This is a genomic window from Celeribacter litoreus, assembly GCF_020165855.1.
GTDB lineage: Bacteria > Pseudomonadota > Alphaproteobacteria > Rhodobacterales > Rhodobacteraceae > Celeribacter > Celeribacter litoreus.
In genome coordinates, this window is record NZ_JAIUFY010000005.1 from 83,345 (window position 1) to 107,398 (window position 24,054).

Here is a 24,054-nt window from a genome sequence, read left to right on the forward strand (position 1 = left end):
TATGAGACACGCGAATGCGCGCGAACATGCGGGCGCGCGACGATACATGCAACGGGTAAATTTGCAGATGGGCAGAGCGGAAATTACGATCTACGGGGCAGGGGCATTCGGTCTGTCCTGTGGGTATGAGGCAGCGAAACGCGGGGCCAAGGTGCGCGTCATCGATCCGAATGGGGTTGGCGCAGGGTCTTCTGGTGGTGTTGTCGGTGCCCTCGCGCCCCATACGCCGGAGCGCTGGAACGCAAAGAAAGAATTCCAGTTTCAGAGCCTGATCATGGCGCGTGAGCATTGGCCGGATGTCGAGGCGACGGGTGGCGTGTCGTCAGGCTACGGCAATCTCGGGCGCGTGCAGGCGATCAAGGATGATCGCCAATTGCAACTCGCCCGCGAACGGGTTGAACAGGCGAAAACGCTCTGGAAGGGCAAAGCGACATGGGAGGTCGTGACGCAGGGCGAAACGGGATACTGGGCGCCGATCAGCCCGACGGGATATCTCGTGTATGACACTCTGTCCGCGCGGCTGAACCCGTGGCGGGCGTGTCAGTCTCTGGCCGCCGCAATCACCGCGCTTGGAGGCGAGGTCGTAACAGAGGGGGGCGAAGAGGGCGCCGTTATCCACGCGTCCGGATGGTGGGGGCTCAAAGAGCTCAGCATCGCGATGGGCAAAGAAGTCGGCAACGGGGTCAAAGGGCAGGCGATCTTGCTCGATCTCGCTTTGCCGGAGGCTCCGCAACTCTACGGTGAAAGCCTGCATGTGATCCCGCATTCTGACGGGACAACGGCTATTGGTTCTACGTCCGAGCGGGAGTTTGAGAGTCCCGACACGACAGACGCGCAGGCGGAGGATTTGCTTGAGAGAGCCTGTGCTGCGGTGCCCATGCTGCGCGGGGCGCGTGAACTCCGTCGTTGGGCGGGCGTCCGGCCTCGCGCGAAATCGCGCGCTCCGATGCTTGGCCCATGGCCGGGTCGCGACGGGCATTTCATTGCCAATGGCGGCTTTAAGATCGGGTATGGCATGGCGCCGCTCGCAGCGAAGGTGCTTGTCGATCTCATCCTTGAGGGCAAAGACGAAATCCCTGAGGACTTCCGCGTCGAGGCGTCACTCTGAGGCAATCGCCCGCAAGGAGGTCATGAGCTTTTCGAGGCCAGCGATGCTGCGTTCGTTCGTGAGGCGTCCCTGCTCATCGAAGGCGTTTGAGCTATCGGCTATGAGCACTTCGGGCGCTTGTATGATCCGCGTGTTGAATGGCGTCATGGCCCAGCGAAGCGAATACTGAGACCGTTCGCCGCCCGCGCGTCCGCCAGCGGCGGACATGATCGCGACGGGTTTGCCGTCCCACGGTTTCAGACCAGTGCGGCTGATCCAGTCGAGGGCATTCTTCAACACGCCAGAGATCATCTTGTTGTATTCGGGGGTGGAGATAATCACAGCATCTGCATCCCGGATTTGCTCCGCGAGCAGCGTTACCTCCTCAGGCATGCCCTCCTTCTCGAGATCGCCGTCGTACAGCGGCAGCCGCAGATCGGCCCGCGTAAAGTCACTCGGGCCGAAGAGGCGCACGGCCTCATACATCAGTTTGGTGTTCGTGCTTTCGCTGCGTAATGCGCCTGACATGCCGAGAAGCTTGAGCATCGATAGGACCCTTTTAAAATCGCGGTTCTGTTCTAGCTAGGTCTCATGCCCCAGAGGGCAATATTTAGAATTCTACGCCGATCTGTGCTTTGATCCCTGAACGGAACGGATGCTTCACAAGCTCCATTTCGGTGACGAGGTCGGCAACTTCGAGCAGTTCCTCTTTCGCATTTCGGCCTGTCAGGACAACGTGTGTGAGCGGTGGTTTCTCTTCCTTGAGGAAGTTCACGACGTCGTTGATGTCGATGTAGTCATAGCGCAGCGCAATGTTGATCTCGTCGAGCAGGACCATCCGGTGTTTCGGATCGCGAATGAGGTCTTTCGCCTTCTCCCAAGCCGCTTTCGCCATCTCGATGTCTCGGGCTTTGTCTTGTGTCTCCCACGTAAAGCCCTCACCCATCGTGTGGAATTCGCAGAGATCGGAGAATCTCTCCGTGATCAGATTGCGCTCCCCGCATTCCATCCCGCCTTTAATGAACTGAACAACAGCGGAGGGCATTCCGTGCGCAATGCAACGGAAGATCATGCCAAACGCGGCCGAGCTTTTGCCCTTGCCCTTGCCCGTGTGGACGATGATGAGGCCCTTCTCATCGGTTTTCGTGGCCATGATCTTTTCCCGAGCGGCTTTTTTCTTGGCCATTTTGACGGCGTGGCGGGCGTGGTCGTCAGACATGATGTCTCCTCAGAAGAAAAGTTGGACGAAGATTGGTGCGGCAATCGCTGTGAGAATGGCGTTAAGCACCATGCCGATGCCGGCAAATGCGCCGGCGGTTCCGTGCACCTGAAAGGCGCGCGCAGTGCCGATGCCGTGGGCAGCAACGCCCGTGGCGAAGCCGCGACCGCGGTAATCACGAATGCCTAGCATATTGTTGAGCGGGGTTGTGACAACCGCGCCAATGACGCCGGTAATTAGGACGAGCGCAACAGTCAGGGTCGGCAGGCCGCCGATGGCCTCGGATACCCCGATTGCGACGGGCGACGTTGCGGATTTCGGCACGAGAGAGAGAAGCACATCGCCGCGTAGACCCATTGCGGCGCCAATGGCCACGGCGGACCCCATCGCCACCATCGAGCCGACAAAGAGCGCGGCGATGAGCGGCACTGCGGCGGACTTTACCTTTTGCCAGTTCTGCCAGAGTGGCACTGCGAGTGCGACAGTCGCCGGCCCGAGAATAAAGTGGATGAACTGTGCGCCCTCAAAATAGGTGCGATAGCTCGTGTCTGTGACTGTTAGCAACGTGGACAATAGAACCATGGAAATCAGCACGGGATTGACCCAAGGCTTCGCTCCCGAAAGCCGAAAGAACCAGTCCCCGATCAGGTAAGCAATGATCGTAGCGGACAGCCAAAGGAGTTGTCCCTCGGCGAGATAGGACCAGATGTCGAGAATATCACTCATAGCGGTGTCTCATCGGCTTCACCAAGCAGGCGGTTTACGTGCTTGTAGGTCAGTGATCCCGCGCCGATGGCGAGGATTGTCGAGCCGACCAAAGCAACAGCAAGGGGGAAGCCGATCTCCGAGACCTGATCGATATATTGCACGATCCCGACGCCTGCTGGCACATACAGAAGTGACAGGTAGGACAGCACATGAGAGGCCGTATCCTTGATCTTTTCGCCCAAGGACGGGCGCGCGAGCAGCAGGGCCGCCAAGAGCACCATGCCAATAACAGGGCCGGGCAGCTGAAGCATAAAGACGCGTGCGATCACCTCGCCCAAGAGCTGAAACCCCAGAAACATTGCCAAGTGTATGATCATGCGTGTCCTTTCGCGTCGCACCATTGTGGCAGTGTGGCGAACCGGCTGCAAGCGGTGGGGACGAGCGAAGGATAGGAAAAAGGCGCGGCTTTAGTGGCCGCGCCTTCTGTCTTTCGTATCTGTGATCCGGGATTACTCCGCGGGAAGCGCATCAATCGTTACAGAGCGTGCGAAATGCTGGCTGTTGAGCCGGAAGACGAGCGCGATCACTGCAAACTGGAACGCGATGGCAATGGCGCTGACCACCCAATAGGTCGTTCCGAACTTTTCGATCACGCCTGCGCCAACCAGTCCTTTGTTGACGAAGAAGTGCAGGAGCACCGACAGAGCAACACCGGGGCAGACCAATGCATACGAACCTGGGGACAGTTTGGACCCGAAAACGAAGTCTTTGAAGTAACCTTGGCGTTTGAGAACCACGAGGCCAAGGCCGAGGAAGACAACCTGCAGGGAGACCATCCGTGCGAGGAACATCAGCGTGCCAGCAACGTCCGTATGACCGTTGAAGGTGTGCAGACCATGGTCCTGCCGCATGAGGAGGATCGAGAGAATGGTCACAATCGGGATCACGATCATGAGGGTCGGGCCTGCTTCTTCGTGAGTTCCGTAGTGTAGCATGGAGTTGAACGCGGTGACCAAAGCAACAGCCGCATAGACCAGCGAGGCGACCGCGAAGAAGGTCGACATCACAAGCGATGTTCCGACGATCCATGGCTGGTGGGACATAGCGGCCGGTGCAGCCATGCCGACGCCGATCATCGCCAGTGCGAAGGCCGGCAGCATTTGAGCAAAGGAGTTGTGGGCCGTCACGTCAAACACGCCACCTTTAGACAGCACACGGCCGAGAAAATCACCGATGATTGACAGTGCCTGCCATCCAATCAGGGCAAAGGCGATGAGGGCAAGCGGGAAGAGATATTCGACGACTGTCCAGAGCTTGGGCACGAAAACAAGCCCCGCGATAAACAGACCATTTACAGCCATGGCGAGTGCGAGCGGCATCGCGAGCATAGTGGATTCGGCATTCGAACACCGCAGGCTTTCGTAGTTCGCGGTTTTCTTGAATGCGCGATAGGCGGATATGTTCCAGACCAAGGCCTTCAGGTTGAGGAACACAAAAACGGCAATTCCGATCATGGCGACGGCGATCCCGAATTTGAGCGGCGCACTGCCGTTGGCCCATGCGGCCGCGATGTCTTCGAAGATTGGAACAGGGCGGCCCGGATGGGGAATCCAGAACATTAGATACATGAAAAAGGTGACAGAGAGACCTCCGGCACCCAATGAGGCGAGAAAGTAAGTCGGGACATATCTGTCCGCGGCATATGTGGGTTTCATCTTTGGGCTCCATACATATTCTTTAAATTGAATATATATAAATCCAAAAAGATATATTTTTGATATAGGTCAAATCTTGGAGAGTTTCTTTTTAACGACCGGTCCCTCTCAATGAGGGGATGACAAACGCCGTTGCCCGTCTAAATCTAGGTGATCGCACCATCAGGTGAGATTTGTGACAGGGCACCCTGTCCTTTGAGCCAACTGCTCTTTCCGTTTCGAATCGTGTAGGAGAGCGCGGAAGCTAAGTTGTTTAGGGAAAACATGAAACTCGCGCGTATCACGACCTATCCGGTGAAGAGCCTTCATGGCACAGACTTAGCGCTTGGGCGTGCTGATGTGTTCGGTTTGCGCGGTGATCGGCGCTGGGCTGTGATCTTTCCGAATGGAAAAGTCGCCACCCGACGGGAGTTGTCGCGGCTCGCCTTGATGAGCGCTGTGGAAACGCCACAAGGGATTTCAATCTCTTATGAGGGCGCGCGCCTGGATGTGCCGTTCCCGCATAGTGCGCCTGTAAAGGTGAAAGTGTTCTCCACCGAAATCGACGGTGTGGAAGATGCCGGGAACTACGCATCTCACTTCCTGTCGTCGGCGCTCGAACACGAAGTGCGCCTCGTTTATTTTCCTGACACTGCAGTGCGCCCTGTCAGTCGTGCTTACGCGGGTGAAGGCCATTTCACGGCGCTGGCGGACGGTTATCCGATTCTGCTCGCGACCCAAGCTTCTCTCGAAGAGCTGAATGCGGAACTTGCATCACCTGTGGAGATGCAGCGCTTTAGACCCAATCTGGTCATTTCGGGAGATCTGGAACCGTGGGCAGAGGACACTTGGCGCCGGATCAAGATCGGAAGTGCGGTGCTTCGTGTCGTGAAGCCGTGCGAACGCTGCGTGATGGTCACGCAGGACCCGAATACCGGCGTGCAAACGGATCCGCGGGAGCCTTTGGCGACCTTGGGCCGCATCCACCGCGCGGCTAACGGGAAGATCATCTTTGGTCAAAATGTCGTGGTTGAGGAAGAGGGCGATATGATCCTCGGGGATCAGCTCGAAGTTCTTGAAAGCGGCACCTCCAACCTCTTTGATTTCAAATAGGCGCTGCGACCGTCTTGGTTTTACCGATCGTTAACCATGCCCATTCTAGGGTTGGTCATGATTTTCAGAGCCCCTATTCCACTCATAGCTGTCCTCGTTCTCGCATCTTGTGTGAGCGGTAGCCCGACAGTCGGGTTCGGCGGCAGTGGATACGTTCCGGTCGATATCGGTAACAACAGCTATCGCGTCTACACCCAAGAAACGCGCAATTGCGTGGAGGTCCATCGGACGAATTTCGTCTTTCCCCCGCCGTCCCGCTTGCAGGTCATGCTGGAAATGGAAGTGGCTGCGGAGCAGGTCACCGGATGCGCGATAAAAAAGGGCACCTTTGCCGGAGATCAAACGATCTCCAAAGGGCAACTTGACTGCTCCATGCGACCCGACGCAAAGGAGTGGGTCGCAGGAACCTGTGTTATCCGCCCTTGGAGATAAAGCACCTCAAGTCAAATCCTCAAGCATCGCCCGCGCGGAATTCGATCTAGGCCGCCACAAACCGCGCTCCATTGCCTCCAACAGGCGCTCTGCGATCTCGCGCAGCGCGGGCGCGTTATGCTCTTCGATAAACTCGCGCGTCTCGTCGTCTTCGATGAAGGCGCTGTGCACCATATCGAAATGATGATCCTTCACCGCATGCGTGGTCGCAGAGAACGCGAACAGATAATCGACCGTCGCCGCGATCTCGAACGCGCCTTTGTAGCCATGCCGTTTGACGCCTTCGATCCATTTTGGGTTCACGACGCGAGAACGCACAACGCGTCCGATCTCTTCGTCTAAGGTGCGGATCACGGGGCGCTCTGGGCGCGAGTGATCGTTGTGGTAGATGGGACGATCTTGTCCCTGAAGCGTTGCAATCGCCGCCGCAGCCCCGCCTTCGAACTGATAGTAATCGTCGCTGTCGAGCAGGTCGTGTTCACGGTTGTCTTGGTTCTGAACGATGGCTTCGACCTCGGACAGACGTGCCTCAAACCCCTCGCGGTCCTTCACACCTTCCTGAGCTGCACCGTAGGCATATCCGCCCCATTCAAGGTAAGCGTCCGCGAGATCGGCGCGGCTCTCCCAGATGCGTTCGTCGATCATGGCCTGAAGCCCTGCACCATACGCCCCCGGTTTCGACCCGAACACGCGCGACGTGCTTTCCCCTCGTTTCGCCCGAGCCGCTGCGGGATTGTCGTCCTCGGACTCGTCAAGCGCCTGCACCGCCCGCGCGGCACTGTCGACGAGGGCAATGAGTTGCGGGAAGGCGTCGCGGAAGAAACCGGACACGCGCAATGTGACATCCACGCGCGGACGACCGAGAACGGCGGCGGGAAGGATTTCAAACCCTGTGACGCGTCGGCTCATGCTGTCCCACGTCGGCTTCACGCCCATCAGCGCAAGTGCCTGCGCAATGTCGTCGCCGCCGGTGCGCATGTTTGCCGTGCCCCATGCCGTCACAAGCATCGCACGCGGCCAGTCTCCGTGATCCTGCAAGTGCCGCTCAATCAGAAGATTTGCGGATTTCCACCCGAGGCTCCACGCGGTTTGGGTCGGCACAGCGCGCGCGTCGACGGAGAAGAAATTGCGACCCGTTGGCAAAACATCCAACCGGCCGCGCGTCGGAGCACCTGACGGACCGGGGGGAACCGCGCGTCCAGATAGCCCTGTCATGAGGCCAGACATTTCAGCCGGACCGCAGGCGGCAACCGTCGGCAGGATGGCGTCTTTGAGTTCTTCAAGGACCGCAGAGGACGCTGGTCCCGGTGCGGGGGCGCCCGTGTCGAGAAGTTGGGCGGAGAGAAGTTCGAGACGTTCGACCGTATCACCCGTCGAGCGCCAAGTGTCATTGGACAGTGCGTTGAGCGCCTCGGGCCGCGCTCCCGTCCACGTAGCGCTCATGTCGCAGTCGAGCGGATCGAAATCGAGGTCGAGGTCTTTCGCGAGCGCTCGGACAAAAGAGGCATTGCGACCGGTTCCATCGCCGCGAGGCACACGGGCGAGCGCGAGCGCGAGATCACGCGACAGGCGGCCCTCCGGCGCCGTTCCGAAGATGTGCAGCCCGTCCCGAATTTGTGCCTCTTTGAGTTCGCAGAGATAGGCGTCGAGTTTGGCGAGATCTGTTTCTTCATCCTCACCGGACATGCCGACATCGCGGTCGAGACCCGTCACGGACGAGAGGCTCAGGATTTCACGACGCAATGTGTCGATGCGGCGGGGATCGACGCCCGCGGCTTCGAAATATTCGTCAACGAGCGCTTCGAGATCGCGCAACGGCCCATAAGTTTCTGCGCGGGTGAGGGGCGGCGTCAGGTGATCGAGGATGACAGCCTGCGCACGGCGTTTGGCCTGAGTCCCTTCGCCGGGGTCATTGACGATGAACGGGTAGAGATGCGGAACCGCGCCGAGCACAGCTTCCGGCAGGCAGGTCTCGGAGAGCGCGACGGCCTTGCCCGGCAGCCATTCGAGATTGCCGTGCTTGCCCATATGCACAATCGCGTGCGCGCCGAATTGGTGGCGAAGGTAGAAATAGAACGCGAGGTAGTTGTGTGGCGGCACGAGGTCGGGCGCGTGATAGGTCTCGATCGGGTCGATGTTGTAGCCGCGGGCAGGCTGGATGCCGACGACCGCGTTCCCGTAGGTCAGGATCGAGAGGGCGAAGGCCCCTGTGGAGCCGTCGGAATTGAGTATTTTGGCCAAGAAGAAGGGGTCTTTTTCAGGGGCGCCCCAGCGGCTTTCAACTGCTTCGCGGACGCTTGCAGGGAGGCAGTCATAGGCGGCGCGATAGTCGGAAAGGGAGAGGCGCGCGCCCCCGTCCCGCTCTTGGCGATCTGTGAGCCAGTTGGTCGGCCCCGCAAGGATTGCTTCCATGAGGGCGTCGCTGTCCTGCGGTTGATCATCAACTGCGTATCCGGAGGCTTGCAGCTCGTTGAGCACGTTGACCGTCGCGGCAGGCGTGTCAAGGCCGACACCGTTTGCCAAACGGCCATCTTTGTTCGGATAGTTGGCGAGGACGAGGGCGACCTTTCGGTCCGTCGAAGGTGTCTTACGCAGCTCGGCCCAACGTGCCGCCAGCTCCGCAACATATGCAATTCGGCTCTCTTCCGCGCGATATGTGGCGATGGTGCACTCGGTTGCTTCGTCGAAATAGGCTTCGCCTTTGAAAGAGATTGCCCGCGTCATGATGCGTCCGTCGACTTCAGGCAGAGCCACGTTCATCGCGATATCGCGTGCGGAGAGGCCGGTTAGGCCTTCGTCCCACGCCTCATGAGATGAGCCAGCAAGAACGACTTGGAAGACAGGCGCGCCATTGGCCGCGTCCATAGCGAGCGGGTTGTTTCCCCCTGATCCATCGGGCGAACCGACCGCGAAGGCAGTGCAGTTGAGGATCACGGAGGGCGGCGCGTCGAAGAATAGGCTCTCCAGTGTCGCGGCGGAAATTGGGTCTTTAAGCGAGGCGACGAAAATCGGGAGCGGGTTCAGGCCAGAAGCGAGCAACGCTTCGCAAAGGCGGTTGATCGGAGCGAGGCCTGCGCCCTGAACCAAAGCGCGGTAAAAGATGATCGGGGCAACCGGCGCATCTGCGTGCCATTTGGCGCGCAGGTGATCGAGATCGGAGATGCCTTTGCCGGGCCAATAGATGCCGGACCTCAAAAGCGGCATTGCGGGCGTAGGAAACTCCCCGCCTTCCAGCATCGCAGTCGCATATCGCAGAAAACCAATCGCATTCTCCGCGCCGCCCTCGGTCAAGTAGGACCAGAGTTGGTGGTAGTGTTCTTTCGAGACAGTCGAGAGGGCTGCGAGTTCTGCGTCCGGCTTGTCGTCACCTGGCAGAGCGACGAACGGCACGCCCGCTTCGTGCAGACGCGCTGCATATTGTTCGAGGCCGTATTTCCAATAGCCAGAACCGCCGAGAACCCGCGCGATGACCAGACGGGATTTCGTTGCGCAATCGTCGAGATGGAGGTCGACCGACATCGGATGACAAAGGTGCAAAAGAGAGGTCAGGCGGAGCGAAACGGGGTCGTCCATCGCTGCGCGGGCCTCTGACAAGAGCGCCAGTTCCGTGTCCGCAGCAGAGATGACTACGACATCGGCGGGAGTCTGCCCGAGATCAACCGCCTCGTTGCCGTCGTCGATAGAGCCGGGGGTGGCTGCGAGCAAATGCATCGCTCTCTCCTTGTCAGCCCCGCGTTTTCAGGGCATTTGCTTGGAAAACCTTCTGGAGGTTGTCCGATGGACTACTCGAAAATGGGCGGAGCCAAGCGCCCGTCCCCTGCGCCGAAACATGGCGAGCATAAAGTCAACGCGCCGGCGGGGAAACAGGCCCCGAAGGCAGAATTGCTCGCGCGGATGAAAGCCGCTGCAGAGAAAAAGGGGGCGAAGAAGGCCGAGTAACGGCCTCCTTCCCGAACCTTATGCTGAAAGCGCGGCTTCGATGGCTGCGCGATCAAGACCGCTTTGACCGATGACAACGAGGCGGGTGATGCGCGGCTCTGTGCCGAACGGCTGGTCGAAATAGCTGTCAACGCGCGGGCCAACGGCCTGAACGGTGAGGCGCATCGGTTTGCCTTTGACGGCGACGAAGCCTTTGAGGCGCAGGATGTCGTGCTCGCGAATGACGTCGGCGACCTGCTCCGCAAAGGCTTTCGCGTCCTCGATTTCCGAGCGCATCACAACAAAGCTTTCGAAGTCGTCGTGATCGTGGTGGTGATGGTGGTCGTGATGATGATCATCGTCGTCATGATCGTGGTCATCATCGTGATCATGGTGGTGATGATGCACCTCGCTGCGGGCCTCCAAATCGCCCTCAGAGCCGATCCCCTGACCGAGGAGCACATCGACAGGCAGTGCGCCGAGCGTGGAGCGGAGCACCTGAACGCCGCTGCGCGCTTCGCCTTTGAGCTTGGTCACGAGGGCGTCGGATGCCTCTTCGCCCAATAGGTCGGATTTGTTTACGACGATCATGTCGGCACAGGCGATCTGGTCTTCGAACAGCTCTGAGAGCGGGGTCTCGTGATCGAGGTTCTCGTCCAATTTGCGCTGCGCATCGACCGCGGCCACGTTATGCGCAAAGCGGCCCTCGTCCACGGCTTTGCCGTCAACAACGGTTACAACGCCATCAACGGTGACTTTGGTGGAAATCTCCGGCCAGTTGAACGCGCGCACGAGCGGTTGCGGCAGGGCGAGGCCAGAGGTTTCGATGACGATGTGGTCGGGTTTGTCCTCGCGCTCCAACAGCTTTTGCATCGTCGGGATGAAGTCCTCAGCCACGGTGCAGCAGATGCAGCCGTTCGAGAGTTCCATGATATCGTCTTCGGTGCAGGTCTCGTCTCCGCAGCCTTTGAGGATATCCCCATCGACCCCGAGATCGCCAAATTCGTTGATGATGAGCGCAATCCGTTTGCCGTTCGCATTGGCGAGCATATGGCGGATCAGGGTCGTCTTACCGGCGCCGAGAAATCCGGTGACGACGGTTGCGGGTATCTTGGCAGCCATGCGGGCCTCCGTTATTGGTCTGTCTCATTGGCCCGTTCGGGGCAGGAGAGGTATTCGATGGCAGATCGTATCACCATCTGTTCGAGTTGTCGGTCGGCCGATACGACGCCAAAGGGCGCGACATTGGCCGGGAGGTTGCGCGAGCGGGTGACAGCAGAGGTGTCCACAACAGACTGTATGATCGTCTGTGGTAAACCTGTGACGGTCTCTTTCCGTGCGTCGGGTAAGGCCGCCTATCTCTTCTCCGGCGTCGACCCCGAAACACAGATAGACGAAATCGCCGAGTTCGCGCGTTTGTATGCGTTGGCCGATGATGGTCTCATCGAAGATGTCCGGTCCATCGGCCAACTGCGGTTTTGTCTCGTCGGGCGTATCCCGGCCTAGGCCTCTTTCGCCCAGATCGCGCCCGCGATTGCCCCGAGCACGGCCCAGCTGATCGCCGCGACACCGAGTGACCGCGCGACGTAAAGCCCTGCGAGTTCCGGCGGCGCGACACCGAAGTAGGTATCAAGCGTAGGCGCCCCGAGGATGTGGGGGATCAGGATAATGACGAAGCCCATGAGGATCACCGCAATCCCACGACCATAGCCAATGAGGCCCAATCCGATGAGTGTCGCGATGATCGTGCCGATCCACCAGACCTGACGCGCTACGATATCCGCAGCAACCATGCCTGGAAGTTTCGGCGGCAGTCCGAACGCGGTGGCGAGATGCACGGCAGCAAAGCCGCAAAGACCCCAGATGAGGCCCGTGCGCGCGTCGATCTTGCGCCCGAAGCTCTCGGCGAAGGCAAAGCCGACGACCATGAGCAGGCCGAACCCGGTATAGACCACGAGATTCGAGGTGAAGGTGGTCGTATGTCGTCCCATCTCATGCATGATGGAGGGGACGCCTGCGGGGGATTGTGCGCCGTTTGCGCCGAAGTGCACACGCGTGCCCACTTCATAGAGTTCGCCCTCCATCATGGATGGAACGACGAACACAAATTGCAAGAGGGCTGCCAGCACGCCAGCAGCCAAGCCAGCGAACAACGCGCTGACGAATACTTTTTTAGCCATGATTAATGTGTCAGACGCTGATCAGTGGCACGGAAAGCCAATAGCGTGGCGGGAATCGTGTGCGAAGTCGTGCGCGGACGCGTTGTGGCTCAGGCCCACAGCGAATACGAGGCCGAGGCCGAGGAAAGCGGCAGCGCCGAGCGTCAGAAGTTCGGAGTGAAGGCGCGCGAAGGCGAAAGTCTTGGTCATTTTGGCTCCTGTCCCGTCACACCCGACGGGGATTGGTGAACATAAGTCGAGGCAGGTCTCCTGGCTCGCGGGTCGACACATCTCCGTCACCTTCCCGACCTTTCGGTCAGTGGCATAACGACGGGTGCTCGCCGCATACAGTCGCGGGGGCGGCTGTGGCATCGAACCCCGAATTGGGTCGCTCTCACCACATTCCCATTTGGTCCCCGAACGCTTGGCGTTCTGACGGGGAACCTCAACGGGCCTATTTGGCGTGTGAGGTGTCATCGGGTCAAGCGGTTTAGAGAGTGTTTGCGCCAATAGTCGTGTTTGACGGGCGCGGAGGATCAATATTTTGTGGATAAATCGGGTCATTTGACCAGATGTCGGTTGTCTGCGGTTGACACACAGCGGTCGCTACCGAACAGTTTTAAAGAATTGAGAATCATTCCCACTGACTATCCGAGGGACCCGTTTGCGTTTTACCCGTCTCCGTCTCAACGGCTTTAAAAGCTTTGTAGACCCAACCGATCTCGTGATCGCGGATGGGCTGACGGGCGTTGTTGGGCCGAACGGGTGTGGCAAATCGAACCTGCTCGAAGCGCTACGTTGGGTCATGGGGGAGAACCGCCCGAAGGCCATGCGTGGCGCGGGCATGGAGGACGTGATCTTCGCGGGCGCGGCCTCTCGTCCCGCGCGCAACTTTGCCGAAGTCAATCTGATGATCGACAACTCGGAGCGGTTAGCCCCCGCAGGGTTCAACGACAGTGACAGTCTCGAAATCGTTCGGCGGATCACACGTGATGCGGGGTCGGCCTACAAGGTGAACACCAAAGACGTTCGCGCGCGTGACGTGTCGATGCTCTTCGCAGACGCTTCGACCGGGGCGCACTCTCCGGCGCTCGTGCGGCAGGGGCAGATTTCGGAACTGATCAACGCAAAGCCGAAAGCACGTCGTCGCATCCTTGAGGAAGCGGCGGGTATCTCTGGCCTGTATCAGCGCCGCCATGAGGCGGAACTCAAACTCAAGGGCACAGAGACCAATCTGGCGCGTGTGGATGATGTGATCGAACAACTCGCCGCGCAGCTTGCGTCGCTGGCGCGTCAGGCGCGGCAAGCCGCCCGCTATCGCGAGATCGGAGCGGAATTGCGTCAGGCTGAGGGGCTTTTGCTCTACCGCCGTTGGCGCGACGCGGATCATGCGCGGCAGGAAGCAGAAGACATCCTGCGCAGCCGTGTGACACAGGCGTCGCAGGCCGAAAAGCTGTCGCGCGATGGCACGAAGGCGCGTGAGGAGAGAGAGGCGGCCCTGCCACCGCTACGGGAAGAAGAGAGCATCGCGGGTGCGGTCTTGCAGCGGCTCTCTGTCGCCCGCGACCAACTCACGGCTGAGGAAGTCCACGCGCGGGAACTGATTGAAACGCTGTCACGGCGGATTGATCAATTGGTTGCGGACATGGCGCGCGAGGAACAACTCAATAAGGACGCTGGAGAGACCATCGCCCGTCTCGAATGGGAGCAACGGGAACTCGTCAAAGCGGCTGAGGGGCATGAACCCAAACTGACGCAAGCCGCCGCTGATTCTGCTGAAGCGAGCCAAATTCTCGCCGATCGCGAAACCGCCCTATCGCAGATGACCGAGGATGTGGCCCGCCTCGCGGCCCGTCACCAGTCGGCGCAGCGGCTGGTGGATGACAATCGCAAGACGCTCGACCGTGCGCGTGGCGAAGCGGACCGTGCCCGTGCCTCCGTTGCGCAGGCGCAAGAAAGCCTCACAACCTCTACAGCTGCGTTGCAGTCGGCAATTCAGGCGCAGGACGATGCGGCGCAACGGGCCGAAGAGACAGAGGACGCGCTTGTGGCCGCAGATGATGCGCGGACGGAGGCCCAGAGCCGTGAGGCAGAGGCCCGTGCGGTGCGTTCGGAAGCTGAAGGTGAGGTCGGCGCGCTAAAGGCCGAAGTTTCGGCGCTCGCAAAAATGCTCGACCGTGACCAGATTTCCGGCAAGCAATTGTTGGACCTCGTGCGGGTGAAGGCAGGCTATGAAAAAGCCCTCGGCGCTGCACTCGCGGATGACCTGCGCCAGCCTGCGATTGAAAGTTATCAGGCGTCCGGTTGGGTAAACTTGCCGCCCTATGACGATGAACCTGACCTGCCCATCGGCGTGGAAAGCCTCGCTGAATATGTCGAGGTGCCACCAGCATTAGAACGCCGGATCGGGCAAGTCGGACTGGTGAAGGCCGAAGACGGGGCGCGTTTGCAGATCGACTTGGAGCCGGGGCAGCGCCTCGTGTCTGTCGAAGGGGATATGTGGCGCTGGGATGGTTTGCGTGCGGGCGCTGAGGATGCGCCCTCGGCTGCCGCGCTCCGTTTGCAACAACTCAACCGTCTTGAAGATTTGAAACAGGAACTCGTCGCAGCCGAAGCGCAGGCGATGGGGGCTGCGCAAGCGCATGAGCATCTGAAGTCGAGCTTGCAAGCATTGACCGAAGCGGACCGTGCGGCGCGCGAGGCACGCCGTGAAGCGGACCGTGCCTTGTCGGAGGCTGCGCGTGCGATGTCTCGGGCGGAGAACGAACGCACTTTGGCCGAGGGCAAGGTTGAAAACCTCGGGCTGGCGGTGTCGCGTCACGAAGAGGATGCGCGAGGCGCCGAAGCGCGGTTGCGCGAGGCCGAGGCAGCACTTTTGGAATTGCCGGACCTGTCCGCTGCGCGCAGCGAGATTGAGGATGTGAAGCTCACGGTCGAGGCCGCGCGCGTGACCATGATGACCAAACGCTCCTCGCATGACGAAATTCGTCGAGAAGGCGAGGCGCGGACACGGCGGAGCCAGCAGGTTACGACCGAACTGTCGGGGTGGCGCCATCGTCTCGAAACCGCGGGGAAACGGATCGGCGAGCTACAGGCGCGCAAGAAAACGAGCGAGTTCGAGCTGAAGGAAGCCGCGAGCAAGCCGGAAGAAATCGCTGAAAAGCGTGAGCATCTGATGGATGAGATCGAGGTCGCAGAGACCCGTCTGCGCAAGGCATCCGATGCGCTTGCCACGGGCGAAACCGCGCTGCGGGAGGCTGTGACTGCCGAACGTGAGGCAGAGCGCCTAGCGTCCGAGGCCCGCGAAACCCGTGCCGCCGCAGAGGCACGTCGGGATGCGGCCCGTGAGACTGTTGAAGCCGCGATTGAACGGATCGAGGAAGAACTCGAAACGACGCCCGCGAAGCTGCTCGAAGAACTCGACACGGATCCCGAAAAGATCCCGTCGCATTCCGCGATCGAAGTGGATGTGAACCGTCTCAAACGTCTTCGGGATAGCTTGGGGGCCGTGAACCTCCGCGCCGAGGAAGACTCGAAAGAGGTGCGCGAGGAGCATGATACGCTCCTGAGCGAAAAGCAGGATTTGGAAGAAGCGATCAAGACGCTTCGGTCCGGCATTGCCGCGCTGAACAAAGAAGGGCGAGAGCGCCTGCTCACGGCGTTCGAACAGGTGAACAGCAACTTCTCCATGCTCTTCACGCACCTGTTTGGTGGCGGTGAAGCCCGTCTGATGATGGTCGAAAGCGACGATCCGCTCGAAGCCGGGCTCGAGATCATGTGTCAGCCGCCGGGGAAAAAGCTCTCGACGCTCTCGCTGCTGTCCGGTGGCGAACAGACGCTCACGGCGCTTGCCCTGATCTTCGCTGTGTTTATGGCAAACCCCGCGCCGATCTGTGTGCTCGACGAGGTCGACGCGCCGCTGGATGACGCGAACGTCACGCGCTTCTGTGATATGCTTGATGAGATGACCCAGCGCACGGACACCCGTTTCCTTGTCATCACCCACCACGCGGTGACTATGGCCCGTATGGACCGCCTGTTTGGCGTGACCATGCAGGAGCAGGGCGTGTCTCAGCTTGTTTCCGTTGATCTGAAGAAAGCCGAGGCGCTTGTCGCCTGACGCCGGGTTTAGGCGTCGAGGTCCTTGATCGAGCTTTCTGCCTGACCGGACACCCAATACCCTGCTGCTTTGAGCCACGTCAGTGGATGACCGCGTTCCAGCATTTTTTCTCTGAGGGTCTTGGCGACACCGGCCTCCGTCGCGATCCAGACGAACGTGTTCTCCGGCAGGTCGAGAGTCTCAATTGCATCAACGAATGGAGCAGCATCCGTCGCCTGATCGAACGGGCGATAGACCCATGTGACGGACACATCTGCTGAGGTGTCAAAGGTCTGAATGTCGTCTGCGGACGGAACAGCCGCGATAACGGTCGCTGTCACTCCGGCGGGTAGTTCTTCGACTTTGCGGCCGATAGCCGGCAGAGCGGATTCATCACCGATCAACACCCAATGCGCGATGTCGCCTTCGATGATCCGCGACCCGCGTGGGCCACCGATCTTCAGCGCGTCGCCTTCTTTCGCATTGCGCGCCCAGCTTGCGGCGGGGCCTTCACCGTGGTCGGCGAAGTCGATGACCAATTGTTGTGCGTCGTTATCAAACCGGCGCGGGGTGTAGTCCCGCATCTGCGGATCACCTTCTTTCTGGGGGATGAAAACTTTCAGGTGGTCATCGAAGGACCCGCTGGCGAAATCTGCCAACTCTGGCCCTTCGAGGGTGATGCGCAACATGTTCGGTGTCAGACGTTCCGTCTGGCGCACAGTGAGATCGCGTCGTTTCAATTCGTGCCGGACGCGGCGGATAACAGGAGCAGTCATAAGCAAATCTTTCTTTCAGAAGGTCGCGTTGGGCCGATTTCCCGAAAACAAAGTATTTTACTCAGGAAAAAGCAATCCCTCGGTCGAGCACAGGTGATGTGCACTCACAGGCGCGACAGAAGCGACGGAGTTGGCCACGCATCCGCAGGGAGGCCGAGTTTCATCTGCACGTCCTGCACGGCTTCGCGCGTCTTCTCGCCTAGAATGCCGTCGACACCACCGACATCATAACCGCGCGCGACGAGTTTGCTCTGGAGTTGATTCATCTGAGCACCGGAGAGGCCGGGCTCCGGATTGCCCGCGTTGTAGACCGGTGCGCCTTCGAGACGCGTCGCGAAATAGGCGGCGGTCGTGACGTAGACGAAACTCTTGTTCCACTCGAAATAGACCTCGAAATTCGGATAGGCGAGGAACGCGGGACCGTTGCGCCCCATAGGGAGCAAAACCGAGGCCTGCAAATTCGACGGCCCGAGCTTGCCCGAACGCGGCTGAACACCGAGTTTCGCCCATTGGCTCACAGTCATCTTGTGATTCAGGCCGGTTTTCGACCAATCGAGATCAGCCGGCACCGTGATTTCCTGAAGCCACGGCTCATTCGCGCGCCAGCCGAGATGACGAAGCATTTTCGCCCCTGACATGAGCGCATCGGGCGGAGAGGTTTTCAGGCGGACATGTCCGTCGCCGTCGCCATCGACCCCGTTCTCGAGGATATCTTTCGGAAGCATCTGAACCATGCCGATCTCACCGGCCCATGCGCCGGTCGTGTTCAAATCGAAATCGCCGTTTTCGTAGAGCGTGAGGGCCGAGAATACCTGAGGCTGGAACAGTTCCGGACGGCGGCAGTCATGGCTCAGCGTCATAAGGGCGCTCAGCGTGTTGAAGTTGCCCTGCACCTGCCCGTAATCGGTCTCAAGCGCCCAAAACGCCAAGAGGACACCACGTGAAACGCCGTAATCGCGCTCGATCTTGTTGAACACGGCATCGTAATTTGCGGAGTTGCGGCGCCCGTTGTCGATCCGGTTCTGGCTGATCACGGCACGGGAAAATTCGATGAAATCTTTCTGGAAGAAACCTTGTGCGCGGTCCGCTTTGATGACCGATGCGCTCTGCTGCGCGGCGTTGAAAAAGCGGTCGGCTGCGGCGCGGTCATGGCCCTGCGCAAGGGCCTCGGCCTTCATCGCATTTTTGAAGCTGGAGAAGCTACCACCGCAAGACACATCGGCGAGCGCCGGAGTTGCGCAGGAGAGAGCAAGGAGAAATCCTAAAGACCGCATTTGAATACCTTTAAAGTCTGACTACCGGGCCAAGATAGCCGTGAGACCCGTTTCAGGCAAATGACAGAATGGTCACACAGACGAGGACAAAGGCCCAAGCTGCCCAGAGACGCGCGCAGGCGGCGTCTATATCGCGCGGTGTGACGTCTGGACGCCCGTCAGGATTCACCCATGGATATGGCTGCATCTCGCCGTGGTAGGCCCGTGGGCCAGAGAGAGCGACGCCCAAACTCCGCGAGAGGGACGCCTCGGGCCAGCCTGCGTTGGGGGAGCGATGGCGCTTTGCCTCGCGATAGATGTCTTTCCAGAGCGACGGCGGTTTGCCCCACGGAAAGAGGAGGACGGCAGTGAGGCGCGCAGGGATCAGGTTCAGAAGATCGTCAAACCGTGCAGCGGCCCAGCCGAAGTCCTCGTGACGTTCCGTGCGGTAGCCAATCATGCTGTCAGCGGTGTTGACGATTTTGTAGATGAGGATGCCGGGTAAACCGAGGATAAGGAACCAGAAAGCAGGCGCGATCACCCCGTCCGAGAAATTCTCTGCCGCGGACTCGATGGCTCCACGCCCGACCGCATGCGCATCGAGTTCTGCGGTGTCGCGCCCGACGATCATGGACACAGCTTTACGCCCGTCCTTAACCGATGTTTCCAGTGCACGGGCAACCGCGCGGACATGTTCGATCAGGGATTTCTGGGCTAGAAGGATTGCTCCGAGGAAAACCTCCAAGAGAGGAATTTGCCGTAGGACAAGCCCCAAGCAACCTGTGCCGACCACCAGCGCGGAGACGAGCATGATCCCTTTCGCTTTGCGGGACGCACCGCGATTGAACCGTTTGTCGGCCCAGCCGATCAGCCGTCCCATGAGGACAGCAGGGTGTGGAACGCGGGACCAGAGCCAGTTCGGCTCGCCAAACAGCGCGTCGATGATCATCGCGAGGGCGAGCGCGAAAGCCGTCAGCACAGAGCGGCCTCCAATTGATCCCACGCGTCAGGGGCCGGAAGGCCGAGACGGAGCCACTTGTCCGAATACGGAAAAATACGCGACCAAACTTGACCCTGCGCGAGGCGCTGCTGCCATGCGCGGGCATCATCGACTTCGTAGAGACGGAAAAGTGTAGTCCCACCTAGGATTTTCGCTCCTTTAGAACTCAGGAGTGCGTCCATGCGGTTCGCATCTTCGGATAGACGGCTGCGTGTTTGATCTGCCCAGTCGAGATCGCTAAGTGCGGCAGCTCCAATGGTCAGCGCCGGTCCCGAGACCGCCCACGGTCCGATCAAGCTGTTGAGGCGGTCGATCAACTCCGGCGCGCCAATCGCGAACCCTAGACGCAAACCGGCGAGGCCCCAGAATTTGCCAAAGCTTTTCAGGATTATTGTCTCACCATCCGACGCGCGGGCGATATGGCTCTCTTCGGGGCACACATCACAGAAGCTCTCGTCGATCACGACATGTGGGGCGGTGAATTCCTGAGCATCCCAAAGACGTCCGTCCGGATTGTTCGGGTGAACGGCAACTTGGACGGATGCTTTGTCCGGCGAGATGGTCCAGCCATGCGCCTCGAACGCGGCGGCATGTTCATTGTAGGTCGGGGTCTGGATGTCGACGTGACCCTTGGGCCAAAGCGCGGGAATGCGGGCAATCAGGCTCGACGCACCCGGCGCGGCGAGAATGGCGGCGTCATGCGGCACGTCCCAGAAGGCACGGGCGGCCTGAATCAGAGCGTCCTGCGCCGCCGCGTCGGGAAGTGCCTGCCATGCCTCTGGTGAGATGTCGCGGATCGGGTAGGGGACGGGGTTAATGCCGGTGGAGAGGTCGATCCAGTCGGACTTTTCCCCGCCGTACCGCGCCACGGCTGCATCTAGGCCACCTCCATGATCGCGATGTTTGCTCATGCTGTCTCTGGCTCCTCAGAGGCGGGCACAGGCAAGTGGCGGGACACAAAGTGACCTTTGACGCCTTGCGGCCACTGACGGAACGGAACCTGTCCGGTGCCGGACTCGGCATGCATCTGGGCGTAGGCGACAATAGCCTCTGCGTCCTCCTGCGTTCCGTGAAAGGTGCCTAGGGAATAGCCGATTTTGCCCGTGGCCTGCACGATCACATTGCAGGCGCGCTCACATCCCATGGTGCAACTCACGCGACGGGTTTTGATCCCCGCCTCTTGCGCGGTGGCTTCAATGCGGGTGGCAAGGCGGGCGCCGTCGGTCTCTGTTTCAGCGCGTTCCGCCCAATCCGGACGTTTGCAGCCTTCGCAGATAGTGATCCAAGTGGGGTGTGTGCTCTGTGTCATGCCCCTGTTTTGCCGCGGTCCAGCGGGAAGGCAAGTTAAAATCTTAAGTTTTTCGAGCACCCGAGGAGCCAGGTCAGATTGACCCCTCGACATGAAATCGTGATTAATGAGCCTGTGTGCGTTCGTGTATGCCCACAGACTTCATTATCCGGCGGGCCTCCGCCGCAATGTGACCTGCAAGATGTGCCATGAATGTTCTAATCGTCGAAAGCAACGCGGATTTGGCCCGGATTTGGGCGCGTCATCTCGAACGGCAGGGGGTGCAGGTCGAGATCGCGTCCGGTCAGAGCGATGCCATTGAGAGCCTTCAGCGCGCGGAACCCAATCTCATTGTCTTGGGCCTGCTCCTCGACGAAGGATCGGCGCTCGCGGTCTCCGATTACGCGCAATATCGGCATCCGGAGACGAAGGTGATCATCACCTCCAACTCGCGATTTTTCTCGGACGGGTCCATCTTTCAACACGCGGCGAATGCCTGCGCGTTTCTCCCGAATGAGGTCGAACCAGATGACTTGACGGCTATGGTTGAGCATTTCGGGCAGACGTCGCGATAGGCGCGGCGGGTTATCCGCGCCCGTGCGGTTCTTCGAAATCCAGCGCTGGAGACACCGGCACGATACGCGTCGGGTTGATCATGTCGTGGCTGTAGAAATAGTGCTGCGTGATGTGCCCAAAATCGACGGTCTCTTTCACGCCCGTCCACTGATAGAGCTCACGCGTGTAGGCCCAGAGGTTCGGGTAGTCTTTGAGCATCCGTTTGTTGCACTTGAAGTGCGTGTGATAGACCTTGTCAAAGCGCACGAGCGTCGTGAAGAGGCGCCAGTCAGCCTCGGTCACGGTGTCGCCGATCAGATAGCGGTTCCGCGACAGCAGGTCTTCGAGCCAATCCAACGAGTCGAATAGCGGGTCGACTGCTTCCTCATATGCCGACTGAGACGTCGCAAAGCCGGATTTGTAGACGCCGTTGTTAATGGTGTCGTAGATGCGGGCGTTCAGGGTCTCGATTTCCTCGCGCGCCTCTTCAGGCCAGAAGTCGAGCGTATTTCCCGTCAAACCATCGAATGCAGAGTTCAGCATCCGGATGATTTCGGACGATTCATTGGAGACGATGGTGTTTTGCGCCTTGTCCCAAAGGATCGGAACAGTGACGCGGCCTGAGATCGACGGATCGGCTTCGGTGTAGACTTCGCGGAGGAACGACTTGCCGAGGAGTGTGTCGCCGGTCGCGCCAGGGAAGTCGGTTTCGAAGGTCCAGCCTTCTGCGAGCATCTCCGGATGCACCACCGAAACAGAGATATGATCTTCCAAGCCTTTCAGTGCTCGGAAGATGAGTGTCCGGTGTGCCCAAGGACATGCGTAGGAGACGTACAGGTGGTAACGGCCACTCTCGGCCTTGAACCCGCCTGTGCCCGACGGTCCTGCGGACCCGTCAGCTGTGATCCAGTTACGGAATCCTGCGGTGGTCCGCTCAAAGCGGCCGCCTGATGTCTTGGTGTCGTACCACTGGTCGACCCATTCGCCTTCTCTCAAGAATCCCATCAACTCACTCCTTGTGTCGTTGAATAGGAGGTAGAGTCTCTTTCTCACGCATGAAACAGGTATGAGGGCGCAGATTGGGTGCGAATGTGCACATTTGTCTCAGTTTCAAGGGTCGGAAAGCATTTGCGTGGGGCGTGTGCGAGGCCTATAGAAGAGCCATGACGACGCCCCATCTGGGGCCTGAGAGGTTGGCAGTGGCGGATCGACCCAAACCGGGGATTGCGCGCAGCATCGTCAGACTACCCAGCCTCCTTGAAAATCCACTGCTCTCTTGGGGGCAAAAGACAAGGAACAGCCATGACCCGGATCTTAGCGCTTTTGATCTCCGTTTCCGCGACGCCCGCGTTGGCCCACATCGGCCACGTCGGAGAGCTCGCGGGTCACGACCACTGGCTTGCGGGCGCTGCCATCGGCATCGCAATCGGCATTGCCATCTGGGGCAAAGTGAAAGGCAAGCCGGAAGACGAGGCTGAGGCGGAAGAGGCCGAAGCTGAAGTCGAAGCTGAGCCGCAAGGGGCTTGAATACATGAAAACCGGTGTAATGATTTGCGGCCATGGCTCGCGGAGCCAGGCTGCTGTGGATGAGTTTGCCGTTCTGGCTGAGAAACTTCCTGCTTTGCTCCCGTCCGACTGGATGGTGGACTATGGCTATCTCGAATTTGCGAACCCTGTGATCCGCGACGGTTTGGACCGTTTGCGTGAAGCTGGCTGTGATCGCATTCTGGCGGTGCCCGGCATGCTCTTTGCCGCGATGCACTCGAAAAACGATATCCCGACGGTTCTGAACACCTACGCTCAAAAGCACGGGATTGAGGTGAAATACGGGCGCGAGCTTGGCGTCGATCCGAAGATGGTCTCCGCTGCGGCGTCCCGCGTGCGCGAAGCTGTCGAGAAGGCGAACGCCGAATTGGGCGAGCTGCCTTTGCACGAGACCGCGCTCGTTGTGATTGGCCGTGGCGCGTCTGATCCGGATGCCAACGCAAACGTTTCCAAGATCGCCCGCCTCCTTTGGGAGGGCATGGGCTTTGGTTGGTGCGAAGTCGGCTATTCCGGCGTGACCTTCCCGCTCGTGGAACCGTGCCTTCAGCATGTTTCCAAACTCGGCTACAAACGCGTCATCGTGTTCCCGTATTTCCTGTTCACCGGCATCCTGATCGACCGCATCTACGGTTTCACAGATCAGGTTGCGGCAGAGCATCCGAACATTGAGTTCGTTAAAGCGGGCTATCTGAATGACCACCCGAAGGTGCTCGAAACCTTTGCGGAGCGTGTGACAGAGCAGGCGGGGGACGTTGAAATCCCGAACTGCGGCATCTGCGCCTATCGCGAACAGGTGCTTGCGCTCGAACACGGCCACCACCATCACATCACACCGGAAGAGCGCCAGCATCCGGCCTTCGCCGATATCCCGCCGCCGACCTGTGTGCTCTGCAAATACCGCACGGAAGTGATCGGTTTCGAGGCAGAGGTTGGTGCGGTTCAGGAAAGCCACCACCATCACGTTGAGGGGCAAGGCGCCTCTGCGCCGGGGTCGAACGTGGCGGATTGCACGCTCTGCGATACGTTCTGCACGGGTCTCTGCCGTCTGGAGAAAGCCGGACATCATCACCATCACGACCATTCGCATGATCATCATCACGATCATGACCACGGTCATCACCACGGGCATGACCACCATCATCCGGTCTATCCGCACGCGCAGCACCCGCATGGCCCCGAGTCTGCACGCAAGACGAAGGCCTGATCCC

Annotated in this window: 24 protein-coding genes and 1 riboswitch; of the genes, 9 read left to right on the plus strand and 15 right to left on the minus strand. The window is 59.6% G+C overall.

Going from position 1 to position 24,054, the window contains the following annotated elements:
- Positions 1–67: 67 nt before the first annotated feature.
- Complete coding sequence (locus tag LA304_RS02315; protein WP_224502465.1) at positions 68–1,108, plus strand: NAD(P)/FAD-dependent oxidoreductase; 1,041 nt, start codon at positions 68–70, stop codon at positions 1,106–1,108.
- Here LA304_RS02315 and LA304_RS02320 read toward each other — a convergent pair.
- The 5 genes from LA304_RS02320 to LA304_RS02340 all read right to left on the minus strand — a co-directional run bounded on the left by LA304_RS02320 (position 1,100) and on the right by LA304_RS02340 (position 4,729).
- A complete protein-coding gene (locus tag LA304_RS02320; RefSeq protein ID WP_224501515.1) occupies positions 1,100–1,633 on the minus strand; it encodes an NADPH-dependent FMN reductase in 534 nt (177 codons plus the stop codon). The two genes, LA304_RS02315 and LA304_RS02320, sit on opposite strands and share 9 nt — an antisense overlap.
- 64 nt (positions 1,634–1,697) lie before the next feature.
- Positions 1,698–2,306 (minus strand): cob(I)yrinic acid a,c-diamide adenosyltransferase, encoded by a 609-nt coding sequence (gene cobO, locus LA304_RS02325; RefSeq protein WP_224501516.1) that lies wholly within the window; start codon positions 2,304–2,306, stop codon positions 1,698–1,700.
- Between the two features lie 9 nt (positions 2,307–2,315).
- The gene (locus LA304_RS02330; protein ID WP_224501517.1) at positions 2,316–3,032 is read right to left on the minus strand and encodes an LrgB family protein; all 717 of its coding nucleotides are present in this window, start codon (positions 3,030–3,032) and stop codon (positions 2,316–2,318) included.
- A complete protein-coding gene (locus tag LA304_RS02335) occupies positions 3,029–3,391 on the minus strand; it encodes a CidA/LrgA family protein (protein ID WP_224501518.1) in 363 nt (120 codons plus the stop codon). The genes LA304_RS02330 and LA304_RS02335 overlap by 4 nt, the downstream gene beginning before the upstream one ends.
- Positions 3,392–3,523: 132 nt before the next feature.
- The gene (locus tag LA304_RS02340) at positions 3,524–4,729 is read right to left on the minus strand and encodes a TsoY family (seleno)protein (RefSeq protein WP_224501519.1); all 1,206 of its coding nucleotides are present in this window, start codon (positions 4,727–4,729) and stop codon (positions 3,524–3,526) included.
- 264 nt (positions 4,730–4,993) lie between these two features.
- On the opposite strand from LA304_RS02340, the gene LA304_RS02345 reads away from it, so the two are divergent.
- A complete protein-coding gene (locus LA304_RS02345) occupies positions 4,994–5,821 on the plus strand; it encodes an MOSC domain-containing protein (protein WP_224501520.1) in 828 nt (275 codons plus the stop codon).
- Between the two features lie 57 nt (positions 5,822–5,878).
- Entirely contained in the window at positions 5,879–6,253 is a 375-nt protein-coding gene (locus LA304_RS02350) for a hypothetical protein (RefSeq protein WP_224501521.1), read from the plus strand.
- A 6-nt stretch (positions 6,254–6,259) separates the two neighbouring features.
- On the opposite strand, the gene cobN is transcribed toward LA304_RS02350, so the two are convergent.
- A complete protein-coding gene (gene cobN / locus LA304_RS02355; RefSeq protein WP_224501522.1) occupies positions 6,260–9,964 on the minus strand; it encodes a cobaltochelatase subunit CobN in 3,705 nt (1,234 codons plus the stop codon).
- A 66-nt stretch (positions 9,965–10,030) separates the two neighbouring features.
- On the opposite strand from cobN, the gene LA304_RS02360 reads away from it, so the two are divergent.
- A complete protein-coding gene (locus tag LA304_RS02360) occupies positions 10,031–10,192 on the plus strand; it encodes a hypothetical protein (protein WP_224501523.1) in 162 nt (53 codons plus the stop codon).
- Positions 10,193–10,210: 18 nt separating this feature from the next.
- Here the strand turns inward: LA304_RS02360 and cobW are convergent, their stop codons facing one another.
- Positions 10,211–11,293 (minus strand): cobalamin biosynthesis protein CobW, encoded by a 1,083-nt coding sequence (cobW, locus tag LA304_RS02365; protein ID WP_224501524.1) that lies wholly within the window; start codon positions 11,291–11,293, stop codon positions 10,211–10,213.
- A 57-nt stretch (positions 11,294–11,350) separates the two neighbouring features.
- Between cobW and LA304_RS02370 the strand changes: the two genes are divergently transcribed.
- Positions 11,351–11,677 (plus strand): DUF1636 family protein, encoded by a 327-nt coding sequence (locus LA304_RS02370; RefSeq protein WP_224501525.1) that lies wholly within the window; start codon positions 11,351–11,353, stop codon positions 11,675–11,677.
- On the opposite strand, the gene LA304_RS02375 is transcribed toward LA304_RS02370, so the two are convergent.
- Together LA304_RS02375 and LA304_RS02380 are read right to left on the minus strand one after the other, a co-directional pair.
- Positions 11,674–12,351 carry a CbtA family protein gene (locus LA304_RS02375; protein ID WP_224501526.1) on the minus strand — a complete coding sequence of 226 codons (678 nt, stop codon included), beginning with the start codon at positions 12,349–12,351 and terminating at the stop codon, positions 11,674–11,676. The two genes, LA304_RS02370 and LA304_RS02375, sit on opposite strands and share 4 nt — an antisense overlap.
- Positions 12,352–12,372: 21 nt before the next feature.
- The gene (locus LA304_RS02380) at positions 12,373–12,540 is read right to left on the minus strand and encodes a CbtB domain-containing protein (RefSeq protein WP_224501527.1); all 168 of its coding nucleotides are present in this window, start codon (positions 12,538–12,540) and stop codon (positions 12,373–12,375) included.
- A 33-nt stretch (positions 12,541–12,573) separates the two neighbouring features.
- Positions 12,574–12,793, minus strand: a riboswitch (cobalamin riboswitch).
- A gap of 201 nt (positions 12,794–12,994) precedes the next feature.
- On the opposite strand from LA304_RS02380, the gene smc reads away from it, so the two are divergent.
- Positions 12,995–16,450, plus strand: a complete 3,456-nt coding sequence (smc, locus tag LA304_RS02385; protein ID WP_224501528.1) for a chromosome segregation protein SMC — start codon at positions 12,995–12,997, stop codon at positions 16,448–16,450.
- 8 nt (positions 16,451–16,458) lie between these two features.
- On the opposite strand, the gene LA304_RS02390 is transcribed toward smc, so the two are convergent.
- From LA304_RS02390 to LA304_RS02410, 5 genes are all read right to left on the minus strand, one after another.
- Complete coding sequence (locus LA304_RS02390; protein ID WP_224501529.1) at positions 16,459–17,205, minus strand: siderophore-interacting protein; 747 nt, start codon at positions 17,203–17,205, stop codon at positions 16,459–16,461.
- Positions 17,206–17,309: 104 nt separating this feature from the next.
- A complete protein-coding gene (locus tag LA304_RS02395; RefSeq protein WP_224501530.1) occupies positions 17,310–18,479 on the minus strand; it encodes a lytic murein transglycosylase in 1,170 nt (389 codons plus the stop codon).
- Between the two features lie 52 nt (positions 18,480–18,531).
- Entirely contained in the window at positions 18,532–19,437 is a 906-nt protein-coding gene (gene cbiB / locus LA304_RS02400) for an adenosylcobinamide-phosphate synthase CbiB (protein WP_224501531.1), read from the minus strand.
- Entirely contained in the window at positions 19,431–20,369 is a 939-nt protein-coding gene (locus LA304_RS02405) for a threonine-phosphate decarboxylase (RefSeq protein WP_224501532.1), read from the minus strand. Before LA304_RS02405 ends, cbiB begins: the two co-directional genes overlap by 7 nt.
- Positions 20,366–20,767 carry a DUF1636 family protein gene (locus LA304_RS02410; protein ID WP_224501533.1) on the minus strand — a complete coding sequence of 134 codons (402 nt, stop codon included), beginning with the start codon at positions 20,765–20,767 and terminating at the stop codon, positions 20,366–20,368. The genes LA304_RS02405 and LA304_RS02410 overlap by 4 nt, the downstream gene beginning before the upstream one ends.
- Before the next feature lie 188 nt (positions 20,768–20,955).
- On the opposite strand from LA304_RS02410, the gene LA304_RS02415 reads away from it, so the two are divergent.
- On the plus strand, positions 20,956–21,321 hold the full coding sequence (locus LA304_RS02415; protein ID WP_224501534.1) for a response regulator transcription factor: 366 nt from the start codon (positions 20,956–20,958) through the stop codon (positions 21,319–21,321).
- 10 nt (positions 21,322–21,331) lie between these two features.
- Here the strand turns inward: LA304_RS02415 and LA304_RS02420 are convergent, their stop codons facing one another.
- Complete coding sequence (locus tag LA304_RS02420; protein WP_224501535.1) at positions 21,332–22,306, minus strand: glutathione S-transferase family protein; 975 nt, start codon at positions 22,304–22,306, stop codon at positions 21,332–21,334.
- A 297-nt stretch (positions 22,307–22,603) separates the two neighbouring features.
- On the opposite strand from LA304_RS02420, the gene LA304_RS02425 reads away from it, so the two are divergent.
- Entirely contained in the window at positions 22,604–22,828 is a 225-nt protein-coding gene (locus tag LA304_RS02425) for a DUF6732 family protein (protein ID WP_224501536.1), read from the plus strand.
- A gap of 4 nt (positions 22,829–22,832) precedes the next feature.
- Positions 22,833–24,050 (plus strand): sirohydrochlorin chelatase, encoded by a 1,218-nt coding sequence (locus tag LA304_RS02430; protein WP_224501537.1) that lies wholly within the window; start codon positions 22,833–22,835, stop codon positions 24,048–24,050.
- Positions 24,051–24,054 lie beyond the last annotated feature (4 nt).